General features: G+C 67.5%; 17 protein-coding genes and 1 pseudogene. 5 read left to right on the forward strand and 13 right to left on the reverse strand.

Features of this window, described 5'->3' with window-relative positions:
* Positions 1-140: 140 nt before the first annotated feature.
* Positions 141-401 (reverse strand): annotated as a pseudogene (locus HZI36_RS06650) (MerR family transcriptional regulator); the annotation flags it as partial.
* Between the two features lie 74 nt (positions 402-475).
* On the opposite strand from HZI36_RS06650, the gene HZI36_RS06655 reads away from it, so the two are divergent.
* Complete coding sequence (locus tag HZI36_RS06655) at positions 476-1,357, forward strand: class I SAM-dependent methyltransferase (protein ID WP_179401844.1); 882 nt, start codon at positions 476-478, stop codon at positions 1,355-1,357.
* A gap of 48 nt (positions 1,358-1,405) precedes the next feature.
* Here HZI36_RS06655 and HZI36_RS06660 read toward each other — a convergent pair whose 3' ends face one another.
* From HZI36_RS06660 to HZI36_RS06680, 5 genes are read right to left on the reverse strand one after another with little or no spacing between them, the layout of a single operon-like run.
* Positions 1,406-3,571, reverse strand: coding sequence for a site-specific recombinase (locus HZI36_RS06660; RefSeq protein WP_179401845.1), 2,166 nt, complete (start codon positions 3,569-3,571; stop codon positions 1,406-1,408).
* Between the two features lie 31 nt (positions 3,572-3,602).
* Positions 3,603-4,373, reverse strand: a complete 771-nt coding sequence (locus HZI36_RS06665) for a PqiC family protein (RefSeq protein ID WP_179401846.1) — start codon at positions 4,371-4,373, stop codon at positions 3,603-3,605.
* Positions 4,370-6,010: a PqiB family protein gene (locus HZI36_RS06670; protein ID WP_179401847.1), complete on the reverse strand. Its 1,641-nt coding sequence runs from the start codon at positions 6,008-6,010 to the stop codon at positions 4,370-4,372. The genes HZI36_RS06665 and HZI36_RS06670 overlap by 4 nt, the downstream gene beginning before the upstream one ends.
* Complete coding sequence (locus HZI36_RS06675) at positions 6,003-6,656, reverse strand: paraquat-inducible protein A (RefSeq protein ID WP_179401848.1); 654 nt, start codon at positions 6,654-6,656, stop codon at positions 6,003-6,005. Before HZI36_RS06675 ends, HZI36_RS06670 begins: the two co-directional genes overlap by 8 nt.
* An 8-nt stretch (positions 6,657-6,664) precedes the next feature.
* Positions 6,665-7,330: a paraquat-inducible protein A gene (locus tag HZI36_RS06680; RefSeq protein ID WP_179401849.1), complete on the reverse strand. Its 666-nt coding sequence runs from the start codon at positions 7,328-7,330 to the stop codon at positions 6,665-6,667.
* 252 nt (positions 7,331-7,582) lie between these two features.
* Here HZI36_RS06680 and HZI36_RS06685 point away from each other — a divergent pair, with 252 nt between their 5' ends.
* The 3 genes from HZI36_RS06685 to HZI36_RS06695 all read left to right on the forward strand — a co-directional run bounded on the left by HZI36_RS06685 (position 7,583) and on the right by HZI36_RS06695 (position 9,370).
* Positions 7,583-8,143, forward strand: coding sequence for a cytochrome b (locus tag HZI36_RS06685; protein WP_179401850.1), 561 nt, complete (start codon positions 7,583-7,585; stop codon positions 8,141-8,143).
* A 10-nt stretch (positions 8,144-8,153) separates the two neighbouring features.
* Positions 8,154-8,711 (forward strand): YceI family protein, encoded by a 558-nt coding sequence (locus tag HZI36_RS06690; RefSeq protein WP_179401851.1) that lies wholly within the window; start codon positions 8,154-8,156, stop codon positions 8,709-8,711.
* 77 nt (positions 8,712-8,788) lie between these two features.
* Positions 8,789-9,370: a YceI family protein gene (locus tag HZI36_RS06695; RefSeq protein ID WP_179401852.1), complete on the forward strand. Its 582-nt coding sequence runs from the start codon at positions 8,789-8,791 to the stop codon at positions 9,368-9,370.
* Between the two features lie 193 nt (positions 9,371-9,563).
* On the opposite strand, the gene HZI36_RS06700 is transcribed toward HZI36_RS06695, so the two are convergent.
* The 7 genes from HZI36_RS06700 to queA form a co-directional block, all read right to left on the reverse strand.
* Complete coding sequence (locus HZI36_RS06700) at positions 9,564-9,851, reverse strand: BrnA antitoxin family protein (RefSeq protein WP_179401853.1); 288 nt, start codon at positions 9,849-9,851, stop codon at positions 9,564-9,566.
* Complete coding sequence (locus HZI36_RS06705; protein ID WP_179401854.1) at positions 9,826-10,104, reverse strand: BrnT family toxin; 279 nt, start codon at positions 10,102-10,104, stop codon at positions 9,826-9,828. The genes HZI36_RS06700 and HZI36_RS06705 overlap by 26 nt, the downstream gene beginning before the upstream one ends.
* A gap of 237 nt (positions 10,105-10,341) precedes the next feature.
* Positions 10,342-11,292 carry a protein translocase subunit SecF gene (gene secF, locus HZI36_RS06710; protein ID WP_179401855.1) on the reverse strand — a complete coding sequence of 317 codons (951 nt, stop codon included), beginning with the start codon at positions 11,290-11,292 and terminating at the stop codon, positions 10,342-10,344.
* 18 nt (positions 11,293-11,310) lie between these two features.
* The gene (gene secD / locus HZI36_RS06715) at positions 11,311-13,344 is read right to left on the reverse strand and encodes a protein translocase subunit SecD (protein ID WP_179401856.1); all 2,034 of its coding nucleotides are present in this window, start codon (positions 13,342-13,344) and stop codon (positions 11,311-11,313) included.
* A gap of 100 nt (positions 13,345-13,444) precedes the next feature.
* Positions 13,445-13,771, reverse strand: coding sequence for a preprotein translocase subunit YajC (gene yajC / locus HZI36_RS06720; protein ID WP_179401857.1), 327 nt, complete (start codon positions 13,769-13,771; stop codon positions 13,445-13,447).
* Positions 13,772-13,988: 217 nt separating this feature from the next.
* The gene (gene tgt / locus HZI36_RS06725) at positions 13,989-15,182 is read right to left on the reverse strand and encodes a tRNA guanosine(34) transglycosylase Tgt (RefSeq protein WP_179401858.1); all 1,194 of its coding nucleotides are present in this window, start codon (positions 15,180-15,182) and stop codon (positions 13,989-13,991) included.
* Positions 15,183-15,265: 83 nt separating this feature from the next.
* On the reverse strand, positions 15,266-16,318 hold the full coding sequence (gene queA, locus HZI36_RS06730; RefSeq protein ID WP_179401859.1) for a tRNA preQ1(34) S-adenosylmethionine ribosyltransferase-isomerase QueA: 1,053 nt from the start codon (positions 16,316-16,318) through the stop codon (positions 15,266-15,268).
* 150 nt (positions 16,319-16,468) lie between these two features.
* On the opposite strand from queA, the gene recG reads away from it, so the two are divergent.
* Positions 16,469-18,712, forward strand: a complete 2,244-nt coding sequence (gene recG, locus HZI36_RS06735) for an ATP-dependent DNA helicase RecG (protein ID WP_179401860.1) — start codon at positions 16,469-16,471, stop codon at positions 18,710-18,712.
* Positions 18,713-18,806: the final 94 nt, after the last annotated feature.

Genomic DNA, 18,806 nt, shown 5'->3' on the forward strand with positions numbered 1-18,806 from the left:
ATCACGGCCGACTGGAGTCGTGCTGCTCATGATTGGAAGGCAGCGATGAACCAGTTCGCTATCCTCTATCAGGATCGATTCGTTCGCCCGTCCGTGTGATTATTCAACCCGCCTTGAACACGGAAATCCTGACACCCCCCCTCGGACTTTGCTACGAGCATCTGCCGGTCGATGCGCAGTTGCCCCTCCGGCGCGAACATCAGCGCGATCTCATTCAGCGAGAAGCCGGCGGCGCGCCCCAGCGCGATCAATGCCAGCCGGTCCAGCACGCCAGGATCGAACTGGCGGCGCAACCCTCGCCGGCCCCTTGAGGTAATCAGCCCCCTTTCCTCGTAGAACCGCAGCGTTGATGCGGGAACGCCGGATTGCTGCACCACCTCGCCGATGTCTAGCTTGATCATCTCTTGACCTCAAGTCGACTTGAGCTTGCATAGTTTAGCTTCCGCTCCCCGGGAGCAAGCAAAGGACAACGATCATGGATGTCATACACCAGACCGAAAACACGCAGAAGGCACTTTGGAACGGCAGTTCCGGGCGCGCATGGGTAGCCACGCAGGAGGTACTCGACCAGATGTTCAGGCCCTTTGAGGATCTGCTCGTTGACATGATCGACGCCGGAGCCGGGTACCGCGTGCTCGACGTTGGCTGCGGCACGGGCAGCACGACGCTGGCGGCGGCGCGGCGGCTCGGCGCGAAGGGCCATTGCATCGGCGTCGATGTTTCGGCTCCGATGATCGCCCGCGCCCAGTCACGCGCCGAACGGGAGGGCTCGACGGCAAGCTTCATCTGTGCCGACGCGCAAACCCATGCCTTCGAGCCGGCGAGCTTCGACAGGATCATGTCGCGCTTTGGCGTCATGTTCTTCGATAACCCGGTGTTGGCCTTCGCGACCCTGCGGCGCGCCGCAAGGGACGGAGCCGAGCTGTGCTGCATCGCCTGGCGCAGTGCCGCTGACAATCCGTTCATGGCCACCGCCGAGCGTGCCGCCGCGCCGCTGCTGCCGAATCTGCCCGCCCGTCGGCCTGACGCGCCGGGGCAGTTCTCCTTCGCAGACCAGTGTCGGGTCGCTTCTATCCTGGAGGAGAGCGGCTGGGCGGAGATCGACATTCGGCCGATCGATATAGACTGCACCCTGCCCGAGAAGGAGTTGGTCAACTACTTCAGCCGGCTCGGCCCTGTCGGTAAGATCCTTCAAGAGACAGACGAGCGGACGCGCACACAGGTCATTGAATCTGTCCGCCCCGCCTTTGATTCCTTTGTACACGGAACCGAAGTTCGCTACACCGCTGCCTGCTGGATGGTCAGCGCGCGAGCGCTGTCTACGTCAGCCTTGCCGAAGGAGGTAGTCGATGTCTGAGCAGTGGACTATCCGAATCTGATGCCGGACGATCTGGCCGTCCGGCCGTCAATGCGACTCCGACTGTCTCCCGCCCGCTCGCGCACCACCCGCCGGCCAGAACAGCCCGAGCGGATTCGCGGCGATCGCGCGGCCGATCGCGGCGACGAGCGCGCGCACCTTCGTCGGCCGCAGGCTGCGCGAGCGCACGGCCATCGCGAACGCGAGCGCGAAGCTCGTCGCGACGTTCAGGATGCCCATCCCGGCGACGCCGGCGACTGCCCACCACAGCTCGGGTGAGCGCAGCGCGTCCTTGCCGAGCACGCCGATCGCGATGCCGATCGATCCGGCGGACAGCGTCACGTGCCGCACCTCGAACGTGAACGCGAACGCGGTGACGATCGCCGGCACGAGGCCGAGCATCAGCCCGAGCCCGACGTTCGCGACGACGCCTGCGACGTTCGACCGGCAAAAGCGCGCGAGCTTCGCGGCGCCGGACGGGCCGAGCGTGAGCCGCAGCCGGCGGTTGTACGCGAGCGCGTCGCCGACGCGGTGCAGCACGAACCAGTTGTCGGCCCAGCCGGCGAGCAGGCTCGACGCCCACAGCAGCACGCCCGTCAGCGCCGCGTAGAGCGGCGTCGGGCCGATGAGCGAGAACCCGTGCAGCGTCGCGTGCGCCTTCTCGGGCGAGATCAGGTTCGCATGCAGCACGCGGCCCGCGAACAGTTGCACGAGCAGACAGGCCGGCAGCACGGCGAGCACGTTGCCGCAGATCGCGGCCGTCTGCGTGCGGATCAGCGCGATCACCGACGACACGAACTGCGCGACGCCCGCGTCGTGCGTGGTGCCGTCGAGCTCGCGCGCGAGCGTCGGCGCGGTCATCGCGGGCTGCTTCGTCGCGAGCGTGAAGTGCAGGAAGTGCATCAGCATGAAGCTCGCCGCGTAGTTGATTCCGGCGAGCACGCCCTCGAGCATCGTGTGCAGATGCACGCCGGTGATCCAGAACTTCACGCAGACCGTCGCGACCGTCACGAGCCCGCCGCCCGCGGCCATTCGCAGCATCTTCAGATACTCGCCGCGCTCGCGCGTGATGTAGTGTTCGCCGGTGTCCGCGTTCGTCTCGACGAGCTTGCGCGCGAACAGCGAGAAGTTGCTGCGCACGAGATGGCCGACGCTCTGGCTGTTCAGGTTCGCGTCGACGAGCTCCGCGGCGAGGTGCGCGAGGCCGTGCAGGTCGTCGCGCGTCATCCACGCGTTCAGCAGCAGCTCCGCGCGCTGGATCCGCATCCGCATCCGCGCGACCTGGAACACGATGTCGACCGACACGCCGTTGCGGTACAGATGTGCGAACACGTCGTCGGCCGCCTCGCGGCATTCGTCGAGCAGCACGCGCAGATAGTTGACCTCGTGCAGCAGCTTGCTCGTATCGCCGCTTTCGCTCGCGACGTCGCTCGCGGTCTCGACCGCGAGCATCGCGCGCGTCAGCCGGTAGAACGGCAGCGCTTCGAGCGGTTGCTTCGCGTCGTCGCCGGTGAGGCGGCTGCGCACCGTCTGCGACAGCCCCGTCGAGCTGATCTGGCAGGTCAGGTTGTGCAGCGCCGCGAGCAGATCGCGCGAGAACGAGCCGGGTTCGTGGCGCTCGTCGTCGGTCACGTCGAACGCGAACAGTCCGGCCAGACGCGCGAGCAGATCGTCGGGCAGCGCGCCGATCCATTGCGCGTCGGCCGGCGACGGGAACATCAGCGTGAACAGCGCGGACAGCTCGCGGCGGTTCGGCGCGGGCGGGATCAGCGACGCGTCGATCCGCTCGAACAGCGCGCCGAAGAAGCCCGCGTGCACCGGCATCCCCGCGTCGCACAGCAGCGAGATACCGTCGTTCTCGCGCAGCGCGCCGCGCAGGATTCGCGCGGCGCGCGTCTTCCACGCGGGATTGCGGTCGAGCACGTGGAGCAGGTAGCGCAGCCGCGCGTGCGCCGGGTGTGCGCGCGCGTGGCCGTCATCTCCGCCATCGTCGTCGTTGCCGTCGTTGCCGTCGCTGCCGTTGTGCTCGGCTGACGACGCCGGCTGCAACGCGCCGCCGCGGTGCAGCCAGTGCGCGAGCTCGATCAGCCATTCGCTGCGCTCCGCGTGCGGCGCGTCACCGTCGGGCGCGTTCGCGAGCAGCGCGTCGAGCTGATGGCTCGCGCTGCGCGACGCGCGCCACTTCTTGAGCAGGGTCGTCAGCGCGCGGAACATGGACGCTTTCCCGAAAGGTGGTCGCGCGCCGTCATGAACCGGGGGACCGGCCGGCCGCGTCGGTTGCTCCAGTTGCTCCGGTCGCGCCAGTTGCCCCGGCCGCGTCGCCGGTGCTCGCGTTCGCCGGGCAGCGCACGGCCGCCGCCGGGGCATTTTTCCCGCCGGCTGCCGGTTCGCTGCGCTGGGCGGCCATCGCGCGCACGCCGGCCGCGGCCGCACGCGCGAGCGCATCGATCGCGCGCCGGTGGCCGGCGACGAGCGCGTCGTAGCCGTCGCCGACCGGCTCCTCGACGCTCGTGCGGCAGGTCATCGCCGCCTGCGTGCCGACCGCGCGCACGCTCCACACCGCGTCGATCGCCGCGCGCTTGCCCGGCCACGACTCGAAGCGTTGCACGTTCACGCTGACGCGATACACCGGCACGCCCGGCGGATACGCGGCGCCCGCGACGTCGATCGTGCCGAGCTGCGCGGCGAGATCGTCGGACAGCGCGCGGCGGATCTCGTCGGCGGGCGACGCGGCCCAGCGCTCCTGCTCGAGCACATCGACCTGCGTCGCGCTTTTCTGCACGACGAGCTGGTTCTTCGCGATCTGCTCGGGCACGTCGACGGCCGGCACTTCGATCAGGAACGGCGGATTCGCGGGCGTGGCGTGCACCGCGCGCGCATCCGGGCTCAGCGTGTAGAACCGCGCCGGCGGCGAGCTGCACGCGGCGAGCGTCAGCAGCGCGCCGGCGGTGCAGGCGGCGAGGGTGGCACGGGCGGCGACCGCGCCGCGTGCGGGACCGTTCACGCGTGTCGTCATGGCTTGTCTCCTGGCTTGCCCTTGAGCAGCGATTCCGGATGGCGCTCGAGATAGTCGGCGAGCGTGTTCAGCGACTGCAGCGTGCGCGTCAGCTCCTTCAGCGCCTGCCGTACGTCGGACTGCAGCGGCGAATCCTGCTGCAGCGTCGCCTCGGCGGTCGAGAACGTCTGCTTCGCGGCCGACAGCGTGTCGCGCGCCTCGGGCGCGACCTGCGTGTCGAGCTGCTTGAACAGCTTGTCCGCGTTCGCGAGCGCGCTGTTCAGGTTCGAGCCGATCTGGTCGAACGGCACCTTGTCGAGCTTCCTCGCGATGTCGGCGACCTGCAGCTGCAGTTCGTCGAGCGAGTTCGGCACGGTCGGCAGCTCGATCGGCAGATGCGTCGGATCGATCTTCACCTGGGCCGCCTTCGGGAAGAAGTCGAGCGCGACGTACAGCTGGCTCGTCAGCAGGTTGCCGGTGCGCAACTGCCCGCGCAGCCCGTGCTGCACGAGCCGCGCGAGGATCTCGCGGCGCGCGGTTTCGCCCTGGCTCTCGATCGTCTCGCGGAAGCGCCGGCCGAGCCGCTCCGGATACACGTTCATCGTGACCGGCATCGTGAAGTTCTTCGTCGCCGGATCGTAGTCGATGCCGATGTTCGTGACCTCGCCGAGCACGATGCCGCGGAAGTCGACCGGCGCGCCGATCGCGAGCCCGCGCAGCGACTGGTTGAAGTTCATCACGACCTGGATCGGCTGGCCGTCCGGCTCGCGCATCGCGTCGGCCTCGTCGGAGCCGAGGCGGAACGTTTCGTTGTTCGGCGCGGTGGCGCCGCCGCTCTGGCCCGGCGGCGCCTGGAACGCGATGCCGCCGAGGATCACGGTCGCGAGCGACTGCGTGTTCAGCTTGAAGCCGCTCGAGTCGAGCCGCAGGTCGACGCCGCTCGCCTGCCACCAGCGCGAGTTCGTGCCGACGTACTGGTCGTACGGCGCGTTCACGAACACGTGGATCGTCACGCCGGTGCCGTCCTTGTCGAGCGAGAAGCCGACGACCTGCCCGACCTGCACGCGCCGGTAGTAGACCGGCGAGCCGATGTCGATCGAGCCGAGCGAATCGCCGCGCAGCACGTACTGCGTGCCCTTCTGGTCCGCGGTGACGGCGGGCGGCGTCTCGAGCCCGGTGAATTCGGTCTCGGTGTCCTGCGTGCGACCCGCGTCGACGCCGATGTACGCGCCCGACAGCAGCGTGCCGAGCCCCGACACGCCCGACGCGCCGACGCGCGGGCGCACGACCCAGAAGCGCGAACCCTTGACCGCGAAGTCCTCGGCTTCCTTCTTCAACTGCACGTTGACGAGCACCTGCGCCAGGTCCTTCGACAGCTTGATCGTCTTCACGGTGCCGATCTCGACGTCCTTGTACTTGACCTGCGTCTTGCCGGGCTCGAGGCCTTCCGCGTTGCGGAACTTGATCGTGATCTCGGGGCCGCGCTCGCGCACCGACTTGACCACGAGGCCGATGCCGATCAGCGCGGCGATCAGCGGGACGAGCCACACGAGCGACGGCAGCCAGCCGGCCTTCGACGTGATCACGGGGTCGGGCGGCGGCGGCGGATGGCCGCCCCCGGTGTCCGGGTCGTGCTGCGGGCCTTGCGGACTATTCATGGTGTTTCCCTGGGGTTTCGACGGGATCCCAGATCAGGCGGGGATCGAACTGCATCGACGCGAGCATCGTCAGGATCACGACGGAACCGAACGCGAGCGCGCCGGGCCCGGCCGTGATCACGGCGAGCGAGCGGAAATGGACGAGCGCGACGGTCAGCGTCACGACGAAGATGTCGAGCATCGACCAGCGGCCGATTCGCTCGACGATCCGGAACAGGCGCGTGCGCTGCAGCGGCCGCCACGCGGAGCGGCGCTGCGCGCTCGTGACTAGGATCAGCAGCACGCCGAGCTTCAGCATCGGCACGAGGATGCTCGCGACGAACACGACGACCGCGAGCGGCCAGTCGCCGGACGTCCAGAAGTAGACGACGCCGCTCATGATCGTGTCTTCCTGCGAGCCGACGATCGACGCGGTGCGCATGATCGGCAGCAGGTTCGCGGGAATGTACAGGATCGCGGCGGCGATCAGCAGCGCCCACGTGCGCGCGATGCTGTTCGGCGTGCGCAGGTGCAGCGCCGCGCCGCAGCGCGCGCAGTGCCCGCGGTTCTCGGCCGGCGACTGCACGAGCTCGCAGACGTGGCAGCTCGCGAGCCCCGCGCGGGCCGCGGTGGGCGCTGTCGTTGGCGCCGTGGTTGGCGTGGTCATCGGCGCCGTCATCCGCCGTGCGCCCCGGGCAGCGGCGCCGCATCGCGGGCCCGCGCGGGCGCGGCGCGCGGGCGCAGCGTGTCGGCGATGTCCCACAGCACGCGCGGATCGAACATCAGCACGACCGCGAGCATCAACGTTAGCGCCGCGAACGCGAACAGCGCGGCCTCGGGCACGACGCGCGCGAGACTCACCATCTTCACGATCGTGACGAGGATCCCGAGCATGAACACCTCGATCATGCCCCACGGCCGCACGAGCTGGATCATCCGCAGCACCGGGTTGAACAGCGGCGGCACGATGCCGCGCCGCAGCGGGAACAGCAGATACAGCAACGCGGCCATCTCGACGAGCGGGAACAGCACGGTCGAGCAGAACACCATCACCGCGACGACCCCCATGTCCTGCTGCCACAGCGCGTCGAGCGCGCCGATCAGCGTCGTGCGCACGCGGTTGCCGTTCAGGTCCATCTCGAGGATCGGGAACGCTTGCGCGATCACGAACGTGATCAGCGCGGCGAGCGTCAGTGCGCAGATCCGGTCGAGCCGCGCGGCGCTGTTGCGGAAAAGCAGCGCATCGCAGCGCGGGCAGCGCGCGACTTCGCGGCCGGCAAGGCGCGGTTTGCGCAACAGTGCGTCGCATTCATGACAGGCAATCAGATCGTCTCGTGGCATGGGGAATACGGTTGCGCGGCATCGGAACGATGCGTCGGCGGGGCCGGAACCCGCGCCCATCTTACCAAAACGCGTTTCGGCGGCGTCAGGTGGCGTATCGTTGTGACTGGGCGTTCACCTCGAATTCGGCGGGCCGCGCGCGCCGCCCGCCGTGGTGGTAATCTGCCGGCGCCGGCCGGTTGCGGTACGATGGCGCCCTCGTTATGCGTCGCGCGCTGCCGCGGCGCGGTTTGGGCATCAAAGAGGACAGGTATGGCTTCAAATCGGTCGCCGGTTGCACCGGCGTCATACAGCAGACCCGCGATCGCGCTTCACTGGCTGATTGCGCTGCTGATCATCTGCGGTTTCGCGCTCGGCTGGGTGATGACGGACATCCCCGGCTTCACGCCGACGAAGCTCAAGTACTACTCGTGGCACAAGTGGATCGGCGTGACCGTGTTCGCGCTCGCGGCGATGCGCGTGCTGTGGCGCGCGACGCACCGGCCGCCGCCGCTGCCGGCCGGGATGCCCGTGTTCCAGCGCCTGGCCGCGCATGGGGTGCACTGGGTGCTGTACGCGCTGATGCTCGTGATTCCGGCGACTGGCTATCTGTACAGCTCGGCGTCGAACATTCCGGTCGTCTATCTCGGGATCGTGCCGCTGCCGCGCCTGATCGCGCCCGATCCGGCGCTGAAGGAAACCTTGAAGGCGGCGCACGTGTTCCTGAATTACATTTTGCTGACGCTCGTCGTGATGCACGTGATCGCGGTCGTCAAGCATCAACTGATCGATCGCGACGGGCTGCTGTCGCGCATGCTTCCGTTTCTCAAGTGACGAGGATCCCATGAAAAGCTCCGTTTCCCGCTTCCTGCTGACCGCGCTCGCCGCCGCGTCGCTCGTCGCGTCGGGCGCCGCGCGCGCGGACGTCGACGCCGCGAAGAGCAAGGTGTCCGTGATCGCGAAGCAGATGAACGTGCCGACCGAAGGCGTGTTCAAGAAATTCTCCGCGCAGGTCCGGTTCGATCCGGCGAAGGCCGCGCAGGGCAGCGCGCAGGTGAGCATCGACGTCGGGAGCTACGATCTCGGCGACCCGATGTACAACGACCAGGTCGCCGGCAAGGACTGGTTCGATGCGAAGGACTATCCGCGGGCGACGTTCGTGTCGACCGCGATCGCGCCCGCCGGCGGCAACAAGTACAACGTGACCGGCAAGCTGACGATCAAGGGCAAGACGCAGACGCTGACGGTGCCCGTCACCGTCACGCAGAGCGGCGCGACGCAGACCTTCGACGGCGTGCTGCCGATCAAGCGCTCGGCGTTCGACGTCGGCACCGGCGAGTGGAAGGACACGTCGGTCGTCGCCGACGACGTGCAGATCAAGTTCCACATCGTTACCAAGTAGTCATACGGCGGCGCGCTCGCGCCGCCTTGCACCGACGCCGCGCGGGCCGCGCGGCGCAGTTTTCAGGAGAGAGCGTTTTGAACAAGCATCTGATGATCGCGGCGGGCATGCTCGCCGCTTCGCTGTCGTTTGCCGCGCACGCGGAGGTTGCGACCTACCAGTTCGATCCGAACCACACGTATCCGAGCTTCGAGGCCGATCACCTGGGCGGGCTGTCGGTCTGGCGCGGCAAGTTCGACAAGTCGAAGGGCTCCGTGACGCTCGACCGCGCGGCGAAGACCGGCACCGTCGACGTGACGACGCAGATCGGGTCGGTTCACACCGGCAACCCGCAACTCGACGCGCACCTGCAGTCGCCGGAATTCTTCGACACGTCGAAGTATCCGGACGCGCACTACGTCGGCACGATCCAGTTCACGGGCGACGAGCCGTCGTCGGTCGTCGGCAACCTGACGATGCACGGCGTGACGAAGCCGCTGACGCTGAAGATCGATTCGTTCAAGTGCATGCCGCATCCGATGCTCAAGCGCGAGGTGTGCGGCGTCGACGCGATCGGCGAGTTCGATCGCGCCGACTTCGGGATCGACTACGGCAAGGCGTACGGCTTCAAGATGGCGACGAAGCTGCTGATTACCGCCGAGGCGATCAAGCAGCAGTAAGCGATGTGTCGCCTCGAGGGGTGACGTTGCGCACCATGAACCGCCGCGTTCTCCGTTCGGAGGGCGCGGCGTTTTTTTTTTAAAACGGCCCCGCCATGAAAAACCCCAAGGGTCGGATCTATCTCCAACTATTGGGGCTCAGTTCACCGAAGCGGGGCAATCGGCCATTTTGTTTGAACGAAACGGCGGGCGGTCAGACTTCGATTTCTTCCGGCGCGTGTCTTTTCAGCCAGTTGGTCAGCACGACATCAATGCGTGTCTGCCAGCCGGTTCCCGATGCGCGAAATGCGTCGATGACCGGAGCAGACAGGCGAATCGACGTCTGCACTTTGGTCGGCGCCTTCTGTGGGCCGCGTACGCCGACCTTTTTCCGCAGCGATGCGCAGAGCACCTCGGACGCCGGCTTGAAGCGTGTCAAATCAGCGTCGGCAATCTCCCGAACCTCGCCGTGCTCGTCAACGAGTGGTTTGTGCGCTGTCATAGCGTTGCGCCTCCCGATAATTGGCTTTCCTGAAGCTGATCACCCGGATGCCTGTTCCCGTTTCCGTGAAGCAGAGCACATGCAGCCGGCCGTCGAGGAAACCGAGTGCGACGTAGCGCGTTTCGCGATAGTCGCATCGATCGTCGACGGCGATCAGTGCGGAATCGAAATTGAAGTCCCGCGCCCGGCCGAACGAAAGCTGACGCTCTCGAATGTTTCTGGCGTTTTTGTACGGATCGAAATCGATTTCCAATGGCTGATCGTACATACAATAAAGTTGATGGTCAAGCGTCGGATCATTCTATGCGGGCAAGTTGCGCGGACGACGACGCGAGTCGATCGTTGGCCATGTGGTCAAGCGAATGTGCGGTGCGCGGAAAAGAGAAAAGCCCAATCAGCAACGCTGATTGGGCTTTTTCGGCTGGATCGACGAGCCCGTCAGGCCCGGTTCCGTGAGTACCGGTCTGTCACGCTCATCCCGATGTCCTGTTCAAACCTGCGCGCCCGCGTTCGGATCGTCCGGATCGTGCGCCTGCTTCCTGTCCTTGATCAGATCCTCGCGCTTGATGCCGAGCCACATCGCGAGCGAGCCGGCGACGAACACCGACGAGTAGATGCCGAACATGATGCCGACCGTCAGCGCGAGCGCGAAGTAGTGCAGCGTCGGGCCGCCGAAGAAGAACATCGACAGCACCATCATTTCGGTCGACGTATGCGTGATGATCGTGCGCGACATCGTGCTCGTGATCGCGTGGTTGATCACCGCCTGCACGCTCATCTTGCGCTCGGAGCGGAACGTCTCGCGAATCCGGTCGAAGATGACGACCGACTCGTTGACCGAATAGCCGAGCACCGCGAGCACCGCCGCGAGCACCGCGAGCGAGAACTCCCACTGGAAGAATGCGAAGAAGCCGAGAATGATCACGACGTCGTGCAGGTTCGCGATGATGCCGGCGACCGCGTATTTCCATTCGAAGCGGAACGACAGGTAGATCACGATGCCGATCACGACGCACGCGAGCGCCATCAGGCCGTCGGTCGCGAGCTCCTTGCCGACCTGCGGGCCGACGAACTCGACGCGCTGCAGCGCGACGTCGGGGCTCTGCGCCTTCAGCGCGGTCATCACCTGGTCGCTCTGCTGCGCGGACGTCAGGCCCTGCTTCAGCGGCAGGCGGATCATCACGCTGCGCGACGTGCCGAAGTTCTGCACCTGCGCGTCCGCGTAGCCGAGCTGGCCGAGCGTCGCGCGCACCGGTTCGAGCTGCGCGGGCTGCTGGTACTGCACTTCGATCACCGTGCCGCCCGTGAACTCGACGGACAGATGCAGCCCGCGATGGAACAGGAAGAACACGGCGGCGATGAACGTCACGAGCGAGATCACGTTGAAGACCAACGCGTGCCGCATGAACGGGATGTCTTTACGGATGCGGAAAAATTCCATGTGCGTTATCTCCGGCGCTTAACTGGACGCGCCCGGTTTTTTCGGCGGCATGCCGGGGTTCGAGCGGCGGCGCACGACCGGCTTGCCGCGCGGCGCGCCGGCCCCGCCGGACTTCGCCGGCGACGCGAGCTGCTGCGCGGCGCGCGCGGTGTCGGTGGCGCCGTCCTGCGCGCCGAACGTGGCGGCGGCGGGCTCGGCCGCCTCCGGCTTCCAGATCTGGCCGATCGCGAGCGACTTCAGCTTCTTGCGGCCGCCGTACCAGAGGTTCACGAGCCCGCGCGAGAAGAACACCGCCGAGAACATCGACGTCAGGATGCCGATGCAGTGCACGATCGCGAAGCCGCGCACCGGGCCCGAGCCGAACGCGAGCAGCGCGAGGCCCGCGATCAGCGTCGTCACGTTCGAGTCGAGAATCGTCGCCCACGCGTGCGCGTAGCCGGCCTGGATCGCGAGCTGCGGCGGCGCGCCGCGGCGCAGCTCCTCGCGCACGCGCTCGTTGATCAGCACGTTCGAGTCGATCGCCATGCCGAGCGCGAGCGCGATAGCGGCGATGCCCGGCAGCGTCAGCGTGGCCTGCAGCATCGACAGCACGGCGATCAGCAGCAGCAGGTTCACCGACAGACCGATCACCGACACGATGCCGAACAGCATGTAGTACGCGATCATGAACACGGCGATCGCGCAGAAGCCCCAGACCACCGAGTGGAAGCCCATCTTGATGTTGTCCGCGCCGAGGCTCGGGCCGATCGTGCGTTCCTCGATGATGTCCATCGGCGCGGCGAGCGAGCCCGCGCGCAGCAGCAGCGCGAGGTCGGCGGCGGCCTGCGGGGTCGGCTGGCCGGTGATCTGGAAGCGGTCGCCGAGCTCGGACTGGATCGTCGCGACCGTCAGCACCTGCCCCTTGCCCTTCTCGAACAGCACCATCGCCATCGGCTTGCCGATGTTGTCGCGCGACACCGCGCGCACCGCGCGGCCGCCCGCCGAATCGAGGCGGATGTTGACCGACGGACGCTGATGCTCGTCGAAGCCGGCCGACGCGTCGATGATGCGGTCGCCGGTGAAGATCACCTGCTTCTTCAACAGCACCGGCACCTGGTTGCCCTGCGTGAACAGCTCCTCGCCCGGCGGCACCGGCGCGCTCGGATCCGGATGCGTGTTGATCGGATCGGCGAGGCGTGCCTCGAGCGTCGCGGTGCGGCCGATGATGTCCTTCGCCTTCGCGGTGTCCTGCACGCCCGGCAGCTCGACGACGATGCGGTCGCTGCCCTGCTGCTGGATCACCGGCTCGGCGACGCCGAGCTCGTTCACGCGGTTGTGCAGCGTCGTGATGTTCTGCTTCAGCGCGGCGTCCTGGACGGCCTTCTGCACGGCCGGCGTGAACGTGCCGATCACCTGGATGCCGCCGCCGCCGGGCTGCGTCGCCCATTGCAGCTCGGAGACCGACGACGACAGCATCTGGCGCGCGTCGTCCGCGGTCTGCTGGTCGGCGAAGTTCGCGACGATGGACTGGTCGACGCGGTCGACGCCGCCGTCGCGGATGTTCTTGTCGCGCAGGAGCGTGCGTGCGTCGGATGCGTCGGAGTCGAGCTTCTTCGTCAGCGCGCCGGCCATGTCGACCTGGAGCAGGAAGTGGACGCCGCCGCGCAGGTCGAGGCCGAGATACATCGGCAGCGCGTGCAGCGCGGTCAGCCAGCGCGGCGATGCGCTCTGCAGGTTCAGTGCGACGACGAATTGCGGATCGGTCGGATCGGGGTTCAGCGCCTTCTGCAGCAGATCCTTCACGCGCAGCTGCGTGTCGGTGTCCTTCACGCGCACGCGGATGTTCGCGTTGGTGGCCGTGTTTTCGAACGTGACGTCGTCGGGCTGGATCTGGCCGGCCGCGAGCGCGGCGTCGACCTGGCTCAGCGTCGACGAGTCGAGCTTGACCGTGGCCTTGCCGCTCAACACCTGCACCGCCGGCGCTTCGCCGAAGAAATTGGGCAACGTGTACAGAAAGCCGATGGCGAGCGCCACGACCATCACGACATGCTTCCAGAGTGGGTAACGATTCATGAGGGGGCCGAACGGGAAAGTTGGCGAGGATGCGTCGCGTCCGGCGCCGCGGCGCGAACCGCCGGAGGGCGGCGGCGCGGGGGCCGGACCCGGGAGGGCATTACAACGACTTGATCGTGCCCTTCGGCAGGATGGTCGTGATCGAGGCCTTCTGCACCGTGACTTCGGTATTGTCGGCGATTTCGACGCCGACGTAAGCTTCCGAAACCTTCGTCACCTTGCCGACGATGCCGCCGCTCGTGACGACTTCGTCGCCCTTCGCCATCGCGGAGAGCATGTTGCGGTGCTCCTTCTGGCGCTTCATCTGCGGGCGAATCATGATGAAGTAGAGCACGCCGAACATCAGGATGAGCGGCAGGAAGCTCATCAGGTTCGACTCGGTGCTACCCGCGGCGCTTTGCGCGAAGGCATTGGAAATGAACGGCACGTTGGTCTCTCCGTAAAGGAAGATCTAAAAATTAAGCCGGCTATTCTACCACCGGCCCAAAGGGGCGACCGCGCGGCAAATGCGCTTTCGGATCAAGCCGTTAATGCTTCGTTATCGCATCGCTGACGCTTTCGTCACACTTCGGGCGCAAGCGCGGTCGCGATCGGCGGAAAGTAAATTGTAATATTTCGGCGGGCCACGCGGTTCCGCGTGCCCGTCAATCGACCCCTCTCGCCCGATCCTCCGCGAACCGCTTCCTGAACGCGTCGAACGTGTGCGTATCGATCGCTTCCCGAATCTCGCTCATCAACTGCAAGTAGTAATGCAGGTTGTGGATCGTGTTGAGTTGCGCGCCGAGGATCTCGCCGACGCGGTGCAGATGGTGCAGATACCCGCGCGAGAAATTCCGGCACGTGTAGCACGCGCAGCTTTCGTCGAGCGGCTTCAGCGAGTGCTTGTGCGTCGCGTTGCGGATCTTCACGTCGCCGAAACGCGTGAACAGCCACCCGTTGCGCGCGTTGCGGGTCGGCATCACGCAGTCGAACATGTCGACGCCCGCGGCCACGCCCGCGACCAGATCCTCCGGCGTGCCGACGCCCATCAGATAGTGTGGCTTGTGCGCGGGTAGCTTCGGCCCGACGTGCTCGAGGATCCGCATCATGTCCTCCTTCGGCTCGCCGACCGACAGCCCGCCGATCGCGAGCCCGTGGAAGCCGAGCTCGGCGAGGCCCGCGAGCGATTCGTCGCGCAGATCCTCGAACATCCCGCCCTGGACGATCCCGAAGAGGGCGTTCGGATTGCCGAGCCGGTCGAACTCGGTGAGCGAGCGCTTCGCCCAGCGCAGCGACATCCGCATGGAGTCGGCCGCCTCCTTGTGTGTGGTCGGCACGCCGTTCGTCGCGTACGGCGTGCACTCGTCGAACTGCATCACGATGTCCGAGTTCAGCACCTTCTGAATCTGCATCGACACTTCCGGCGACAGGAACAGCTTGTCGCCGTTGATCGGCGACGCGAACGTGACGCCATCCTCGGTGATCTTGCGCAGATCGCCAAGCGAAAACACCTGGAAGCCGCCCGAGTCGGTCAGGATCGGCTTCTTCCAGCCCATGAAGCCGTGCAGGCCGCCGTGCGCGGCGATCGTGTCCAGGCCCGGGCGCAGCCACAGATGGAACGTGTTGCCGAGAATGATCTGGGCCTTGATCTCGTCGAGCTCGCGCGGCTGGATCGCCTTCACGGTGCCGTACGTGCCGACCGGCATGAAGATCGGCGTCTCGACGACGCCGTGGTTGAGCGTCAGCCGCCCGCGGCGCGCGTGACCGTCGGTCGTCAGCAGTTCGAATTTGAGCCCGTTGTCGGGCGGGACGTGCGCGTTTGCGTGAGTATCGTGATCGTGGGATGAACCTTCGGTCATCACAGAGTGCTCCTTGCCACCGGAGAACAGTCCGGCGCATGTTGAAAACGCCACCGGAGAATACCGGCGGCGAGGAAATGGGGTTACGCGCCGTCCCGCCGCGTCAGCAGCATAGCGTCGCCGTAACTGAAAAACCGATACCGCTCGTCGATCGCATGCCGATAAGCGGTGCGAATCGTCTCGACGCCCGCGAACGCGGACACGAGCATCAGCAGCGTCGACTTCGGCAGATGGAAGTTCGTCACGAGCCGATCGACCACGCGGAACCGGTAGCCCGGCGTGATGAAGATGTCGGTTTCCGCCTGCATCGCGGCGAGCGGCCGGCCCGCGACCTCGGCGTCGCGCGCGGCCGCTTCGAGCGCGCGCATCGACGTGGTGCCGACCGCGATCACGCGGCCGCCGCGCGCGCGCGTCGCGGCGATCTTGTCGACGAGCGATTGCGGCAGGTCGTACCACTCGCTGTGCATCTTGTGCTCGGCGATGTTCTCGACGCGCACCGGCTGGAACGTGCCCGCGCCGACGTGCAACGTCAGTGTCGCGCGCTCGACGCCCATCGCGTCGAGCTTCGCGAGCAGCGCGTCGTCGAAGTGCAGTCCGGCCGTCGGCGCGGCGACCGCGCCCGGGTTGCTCGCGTAGACGGTCTGGTAGCGCGTCTCGTCGGTCGCGTCCGGATCGTGCTCGATGTACGGCGGCAGCGGCAGCCGGCCGAAGCGCTCGATCAGGTCGAGGCATGGCTGCGGGAACCGCAGCGTGTAGAACGGCTCGACGCGCTCGCCGACCGTCACGTCGAACGCATCGGCAAGCGTGATCGTCGTGCCGAGGCCGGGCGACTTGCTCGCGCGAATCTGCGCGAGCGCGGTGTGCGTGCCGGTCACGCGTTCGATCAGCACCTCGACCTTGCCGCCGCTGGCTTTCTGGCCGAAGAAGCGCGCCTTCAGCACCTTCGTGTCGTTGAACACGAGCAGGTCGCCGGCGGACACGCACGACGGCAGTTCGGCGAAGCGGCGATCGGTCAGGCGCGGCGGCTCGACCGTGTTGTCGACGTCGAGCAGACGGCTCGCGGTGCGGTCGGGCAACGCGGTCTGCGCGATCAGTTCGGGTGGCAGATCGAAATCGAAATCGGAAAGGGTGAACATGCTGCAATGGCTCGAAACGGCCGGCGCACCTCGCATCGGAGGGGCGCGAGCCGCTATGATGGCGGGGTCGCGCGGCTGGACCGGCGTCGCTGGTCGGGACGACGTGAAAGCCGCTATTGTACTTGCGTTGCGAAGCACCCTGCCGATCCGATGCCCGTGTCACCCCGCCGTTCCACTGCCGCCGCCGCCGATTCCGTCGAATCCGTCGAATCCGTCGATTCCGTCGAATCCGTCGATTCCGTCGATCCGTTCGACGGGCACGACGTGGACGCCGCCGCGCCGTCCCGGTCGAAATCCGCGAAGCCCGTGAAGCCCGCCGACAAGCTCGCGAAGCTCGGCCTCACGCGCTCGATCGATCTGGTGCTGCACCTGCCGATGCGCTACGAGGACGAGACGACGCTGACGCCCGTCGGCGAGCTGCTGCCCGGCGAGATCGCGCAGGCGGAAGGCGTCGTGATCGACAACGAGATCGCGTACCGGCCGCGCCGCCAGCTCGTTGTGAAGCTGCAGGGCGACGACGGCGCGGTGCTCGCGCTGCGCTTCCTGAACTTCTACGGGTCGCAGGTCAAGCAGATGGCGGTCGGCCAGCGGCTGCGCGTGCGCGGCGACGTGCGCGGCGGCTTCTTCGGGATGGAGATCGTGCATCCGGCGGTGAAGGTCGTCGAAGCGGACGCGCCTTTGCCGCAGGCGCTGACGCCCGTCTATCCGAGCACCGCGGGCGTATCGCAGGCGTATCTGCGCAAGGCGATCGACAACGCGCTCGCGCGCACGCCGCTGCCGGAGATCCTGCCGCCTGACGTCGCCGATGCGTATCTGCGGCCGCTCGGCCTGCCGTTGCTCGCGGACGCGGTGAAGATCCTGCACCACCCGGGCACCGACGCCGACGAGCCCGCGCTGATGGACGGCTCGCATCCCGCATGGACGCGGATCAAGTTCGACGAGCTGCTCGCGCAGCAGCTGTCGCTCAAGCGCGCGCACGAGGAGCGCCGCACGCGCGCGGCGCCCGCGATGCCGCGCCGGGACTCGCGTAACCAGTCTGACCCGCACGCCGCGCGCGACGCCGATGCGCTGACGACGCGCCTTCACGCCGCGCTGCCGTTCGCGCTGACGCGCGCGCAGACGCGCGTCGTCGACGAGATCGCGCACGATCTGACGCAGCCGCATCCGATGCAGCGTCTGCTGCAGGGCGACGTCGGCAGCGGCAAGACGGTCGTCGCGGCGCTCGCGGCCGCGCAGGCGATCGACGCCGGCTATCAGGCTGCGCTGATGGCGCCGACCGAAATCCTCGCCGAGCAGCACGCGCGCAAGCTGCGCGCATGGCTCGAGCCGCTCGGCGTGCAGGTCGCGTGGCTCGCCGGCAGCCTGAAGACGAAGGAGAAGCGTTCGGCGATCGAGGCGGCCGCGCTCGGCACCGCGCAGCTCGTGATCGGCACGCACGCGATCATCCAGGATGCGGTCGAGTTCGCGCGGCTCGGGCTCGTGATCGTCGACGAGCAGCATCGCTTCGGCGTCGAGCAGCGGCTCGCGTTGCGCGCGAAGGCTGCGAACGCGGCCGACGGTGCGGCCGGCTTCCAGCCGCACCAGCTGATGATGTCCGCGACGCCGATCCCGCGCACGCTCGCGATGACGTATTACGCGGATCTCGACGTGTCGACGATCGACGAGCTGCCGCCGGGCCGCACGCCCGTGCTGACGCGTCTCGTCGGCGACGCGCGGCGCGACGAGGTGACCGCGCGCGTGCGCGAGGCCGCGCTGACGGGCAGGCAGGTGTACTGGGTGTGCCCGCTGATCGAGGAGAGCGAAACGCTGCAGCTGCAGACGGCGGTCGAGACGTACGAGACGCTCGTCGCCGCGCTGCCGGAGCTGAAGGTCGGGCTCGTGCACGGGCGGCTCGCGCCGGCCGACAAGGCCGCGGTGATGGACGCGTTCTCGCGCAACGAAGTCCAGCTGCTCGTCGCGACGACGGTGATCGAGGTCGGCGTCGACGTGCCGAACGCGTCGCTGATGGTGATCGAGCACGCGGAGCGCTTCGGCCTCGCGCAGCTTCACCAGTTGCGCGGGCGCGTCGGGCGCGGCACCGCCGCGTCGGTCTGCGTGCTGCTGTACAGCGGGCCGCTGTCGCTCGCGGGCCGCGCGCGGCTGAAGACGATGCGCGAGACGACCGACGGTTTCGAGATCGCGCGGCGCGACCTCGAGATCCGCGGCCCCGGCGAATTCCTCGGCGCGCGGCAGTCGGGCGCGGCGATGCTGCGCTTCGCGAATCTCGAGCAGGACGGCTGGCTGATCGAGCCCGCGCGCGACGCGGCCGCCCGGCTGATCGCCGCGTATCCGGACGTCGTCACGCAGCATCTCGCGCGCTGGCTCGGCGCGCGCGAGCAATACCTGAAGGCGTGACGCGACGGTCGCGGCTGCGGGAACGGGCCGGCCGACGCCGGATCGGCGGCCGATGATGCGGCGCATGTTGGCGAATCGGCACCGGCGGTGTATA

The organism is Burkholderia guangdongensis (assembly GCF_013403875.1).
GTDB classification, from domain to species: Bacteria; Pseudomonadota; Gammaproteobacteria; order Burkholderiales; family Burkholderiaceae; genus Burkholderia; species Burkholderia guangdongensis.

What these genes read in the sequence shown, in the direction of transcription:
- HZI36_RS06655 (WP_179401844.1), top strand. Translation starts at nt 476, where the DNA reads ATGGATGTCATACACCAGACCGAAAACACGCAGAAGGCACTTTGGAAC.
- HZI36_RS06660 (WP_179401845.1), bottom strand. Translation starts at nt 3,571, where the DNA reads ATGTTCCGCGCGCTGACGACCCTGCTCAAGAAGTGGCGCGCGTCGCGC.
- HZI36_RS06665 (WP_179401846.1), bottom strand. Translation starts at nt 4,373, where the DNA reads ATGACGACACGCGTGAACGGTCCCGCACGCGGCGCGGTCGCCGCCCGT.
- HZI36_RS06670 (WP_179401847.1), bottom strand. Translation starts at nt 6,010, where the DNA reads ATGAATAGTCCGCAAGGCCCGCAGCACGACCCGGACACCGGGGGCGGC.
- HZI36_RS06675 (WP_179401848.1), bottom strand. Translation starts at nt 6,656, where the DNA reads ATGACCACGCCAACCACGGCGCCAACGACAGCGCCCACCGCGGCCCGC.
- HZI36_RS06680 (WP_179401849.1), bottom strand. Translation starts at nt 7,330, where the DNA reads ATGCCACGAGACGATCTGATTGCCTGTCATGAATGCGACGCACTGTTG.
- HZI36_RS06685 (WP_179401850.1), top strand. Translation starts at nt 7,583, where the DNA reads ATGGCTTCAAATCGGTCGCCGGTTGCACCGGCGTCATACAGCAGACCC.
- HZI36_RS06690 (WP_179401851.1), top strand. Translation starts at nt 8,154, where the DNA reads ATGAAAAGCTCCGTTTCCCGCTTCCTGCTGACCGCGCTCGCCGCCGCG.
- HZI36_RS06700 (WP_179401853.1), bottom strand. Translation starts at nt 9,851, where the DNA reads ATGACAGCGCACAAACCACTCGTTGACGAGCACGGCGAGGTTCGGGAG.
- secF (WP_179401855.1), bottom strand. Translation starts at nt 11,292, where the DNA reads ATGGAATTTTTCCGCATCCGTAAAGACATCCCGTTCATGCGGCACGCG.
- secD (WP_179401856.1), bottom strand. Translation starts at nt 13,344, where the DNA reads ATGAATCGTTACCCACTCTGGAAGCATGTCGTGATGGTCGTGGCGCTC.
- tgt (WP_179401858.1), bottom strand. Translation starts at nt 15,182, where the DNA reads ATGACCGAAGGTTCATCCCACGATCACGATACTCACGCAAACGCGCAC.
- queA (WP_179401859.1), bottom strand. Translation starts at nt 16,318, where the DNA reads ATGTTCACCCTTTCCGATTTCGATTTCGATCTGCCACCCGAACTGATC.
- recG (WP_179401860.1), top strand. Translation starts at nt 16,469, where the DNA reads ATGCCCGTGTCACCCCGCCGTTCCACTGCCGCCGCCGCCGATTCCGTC.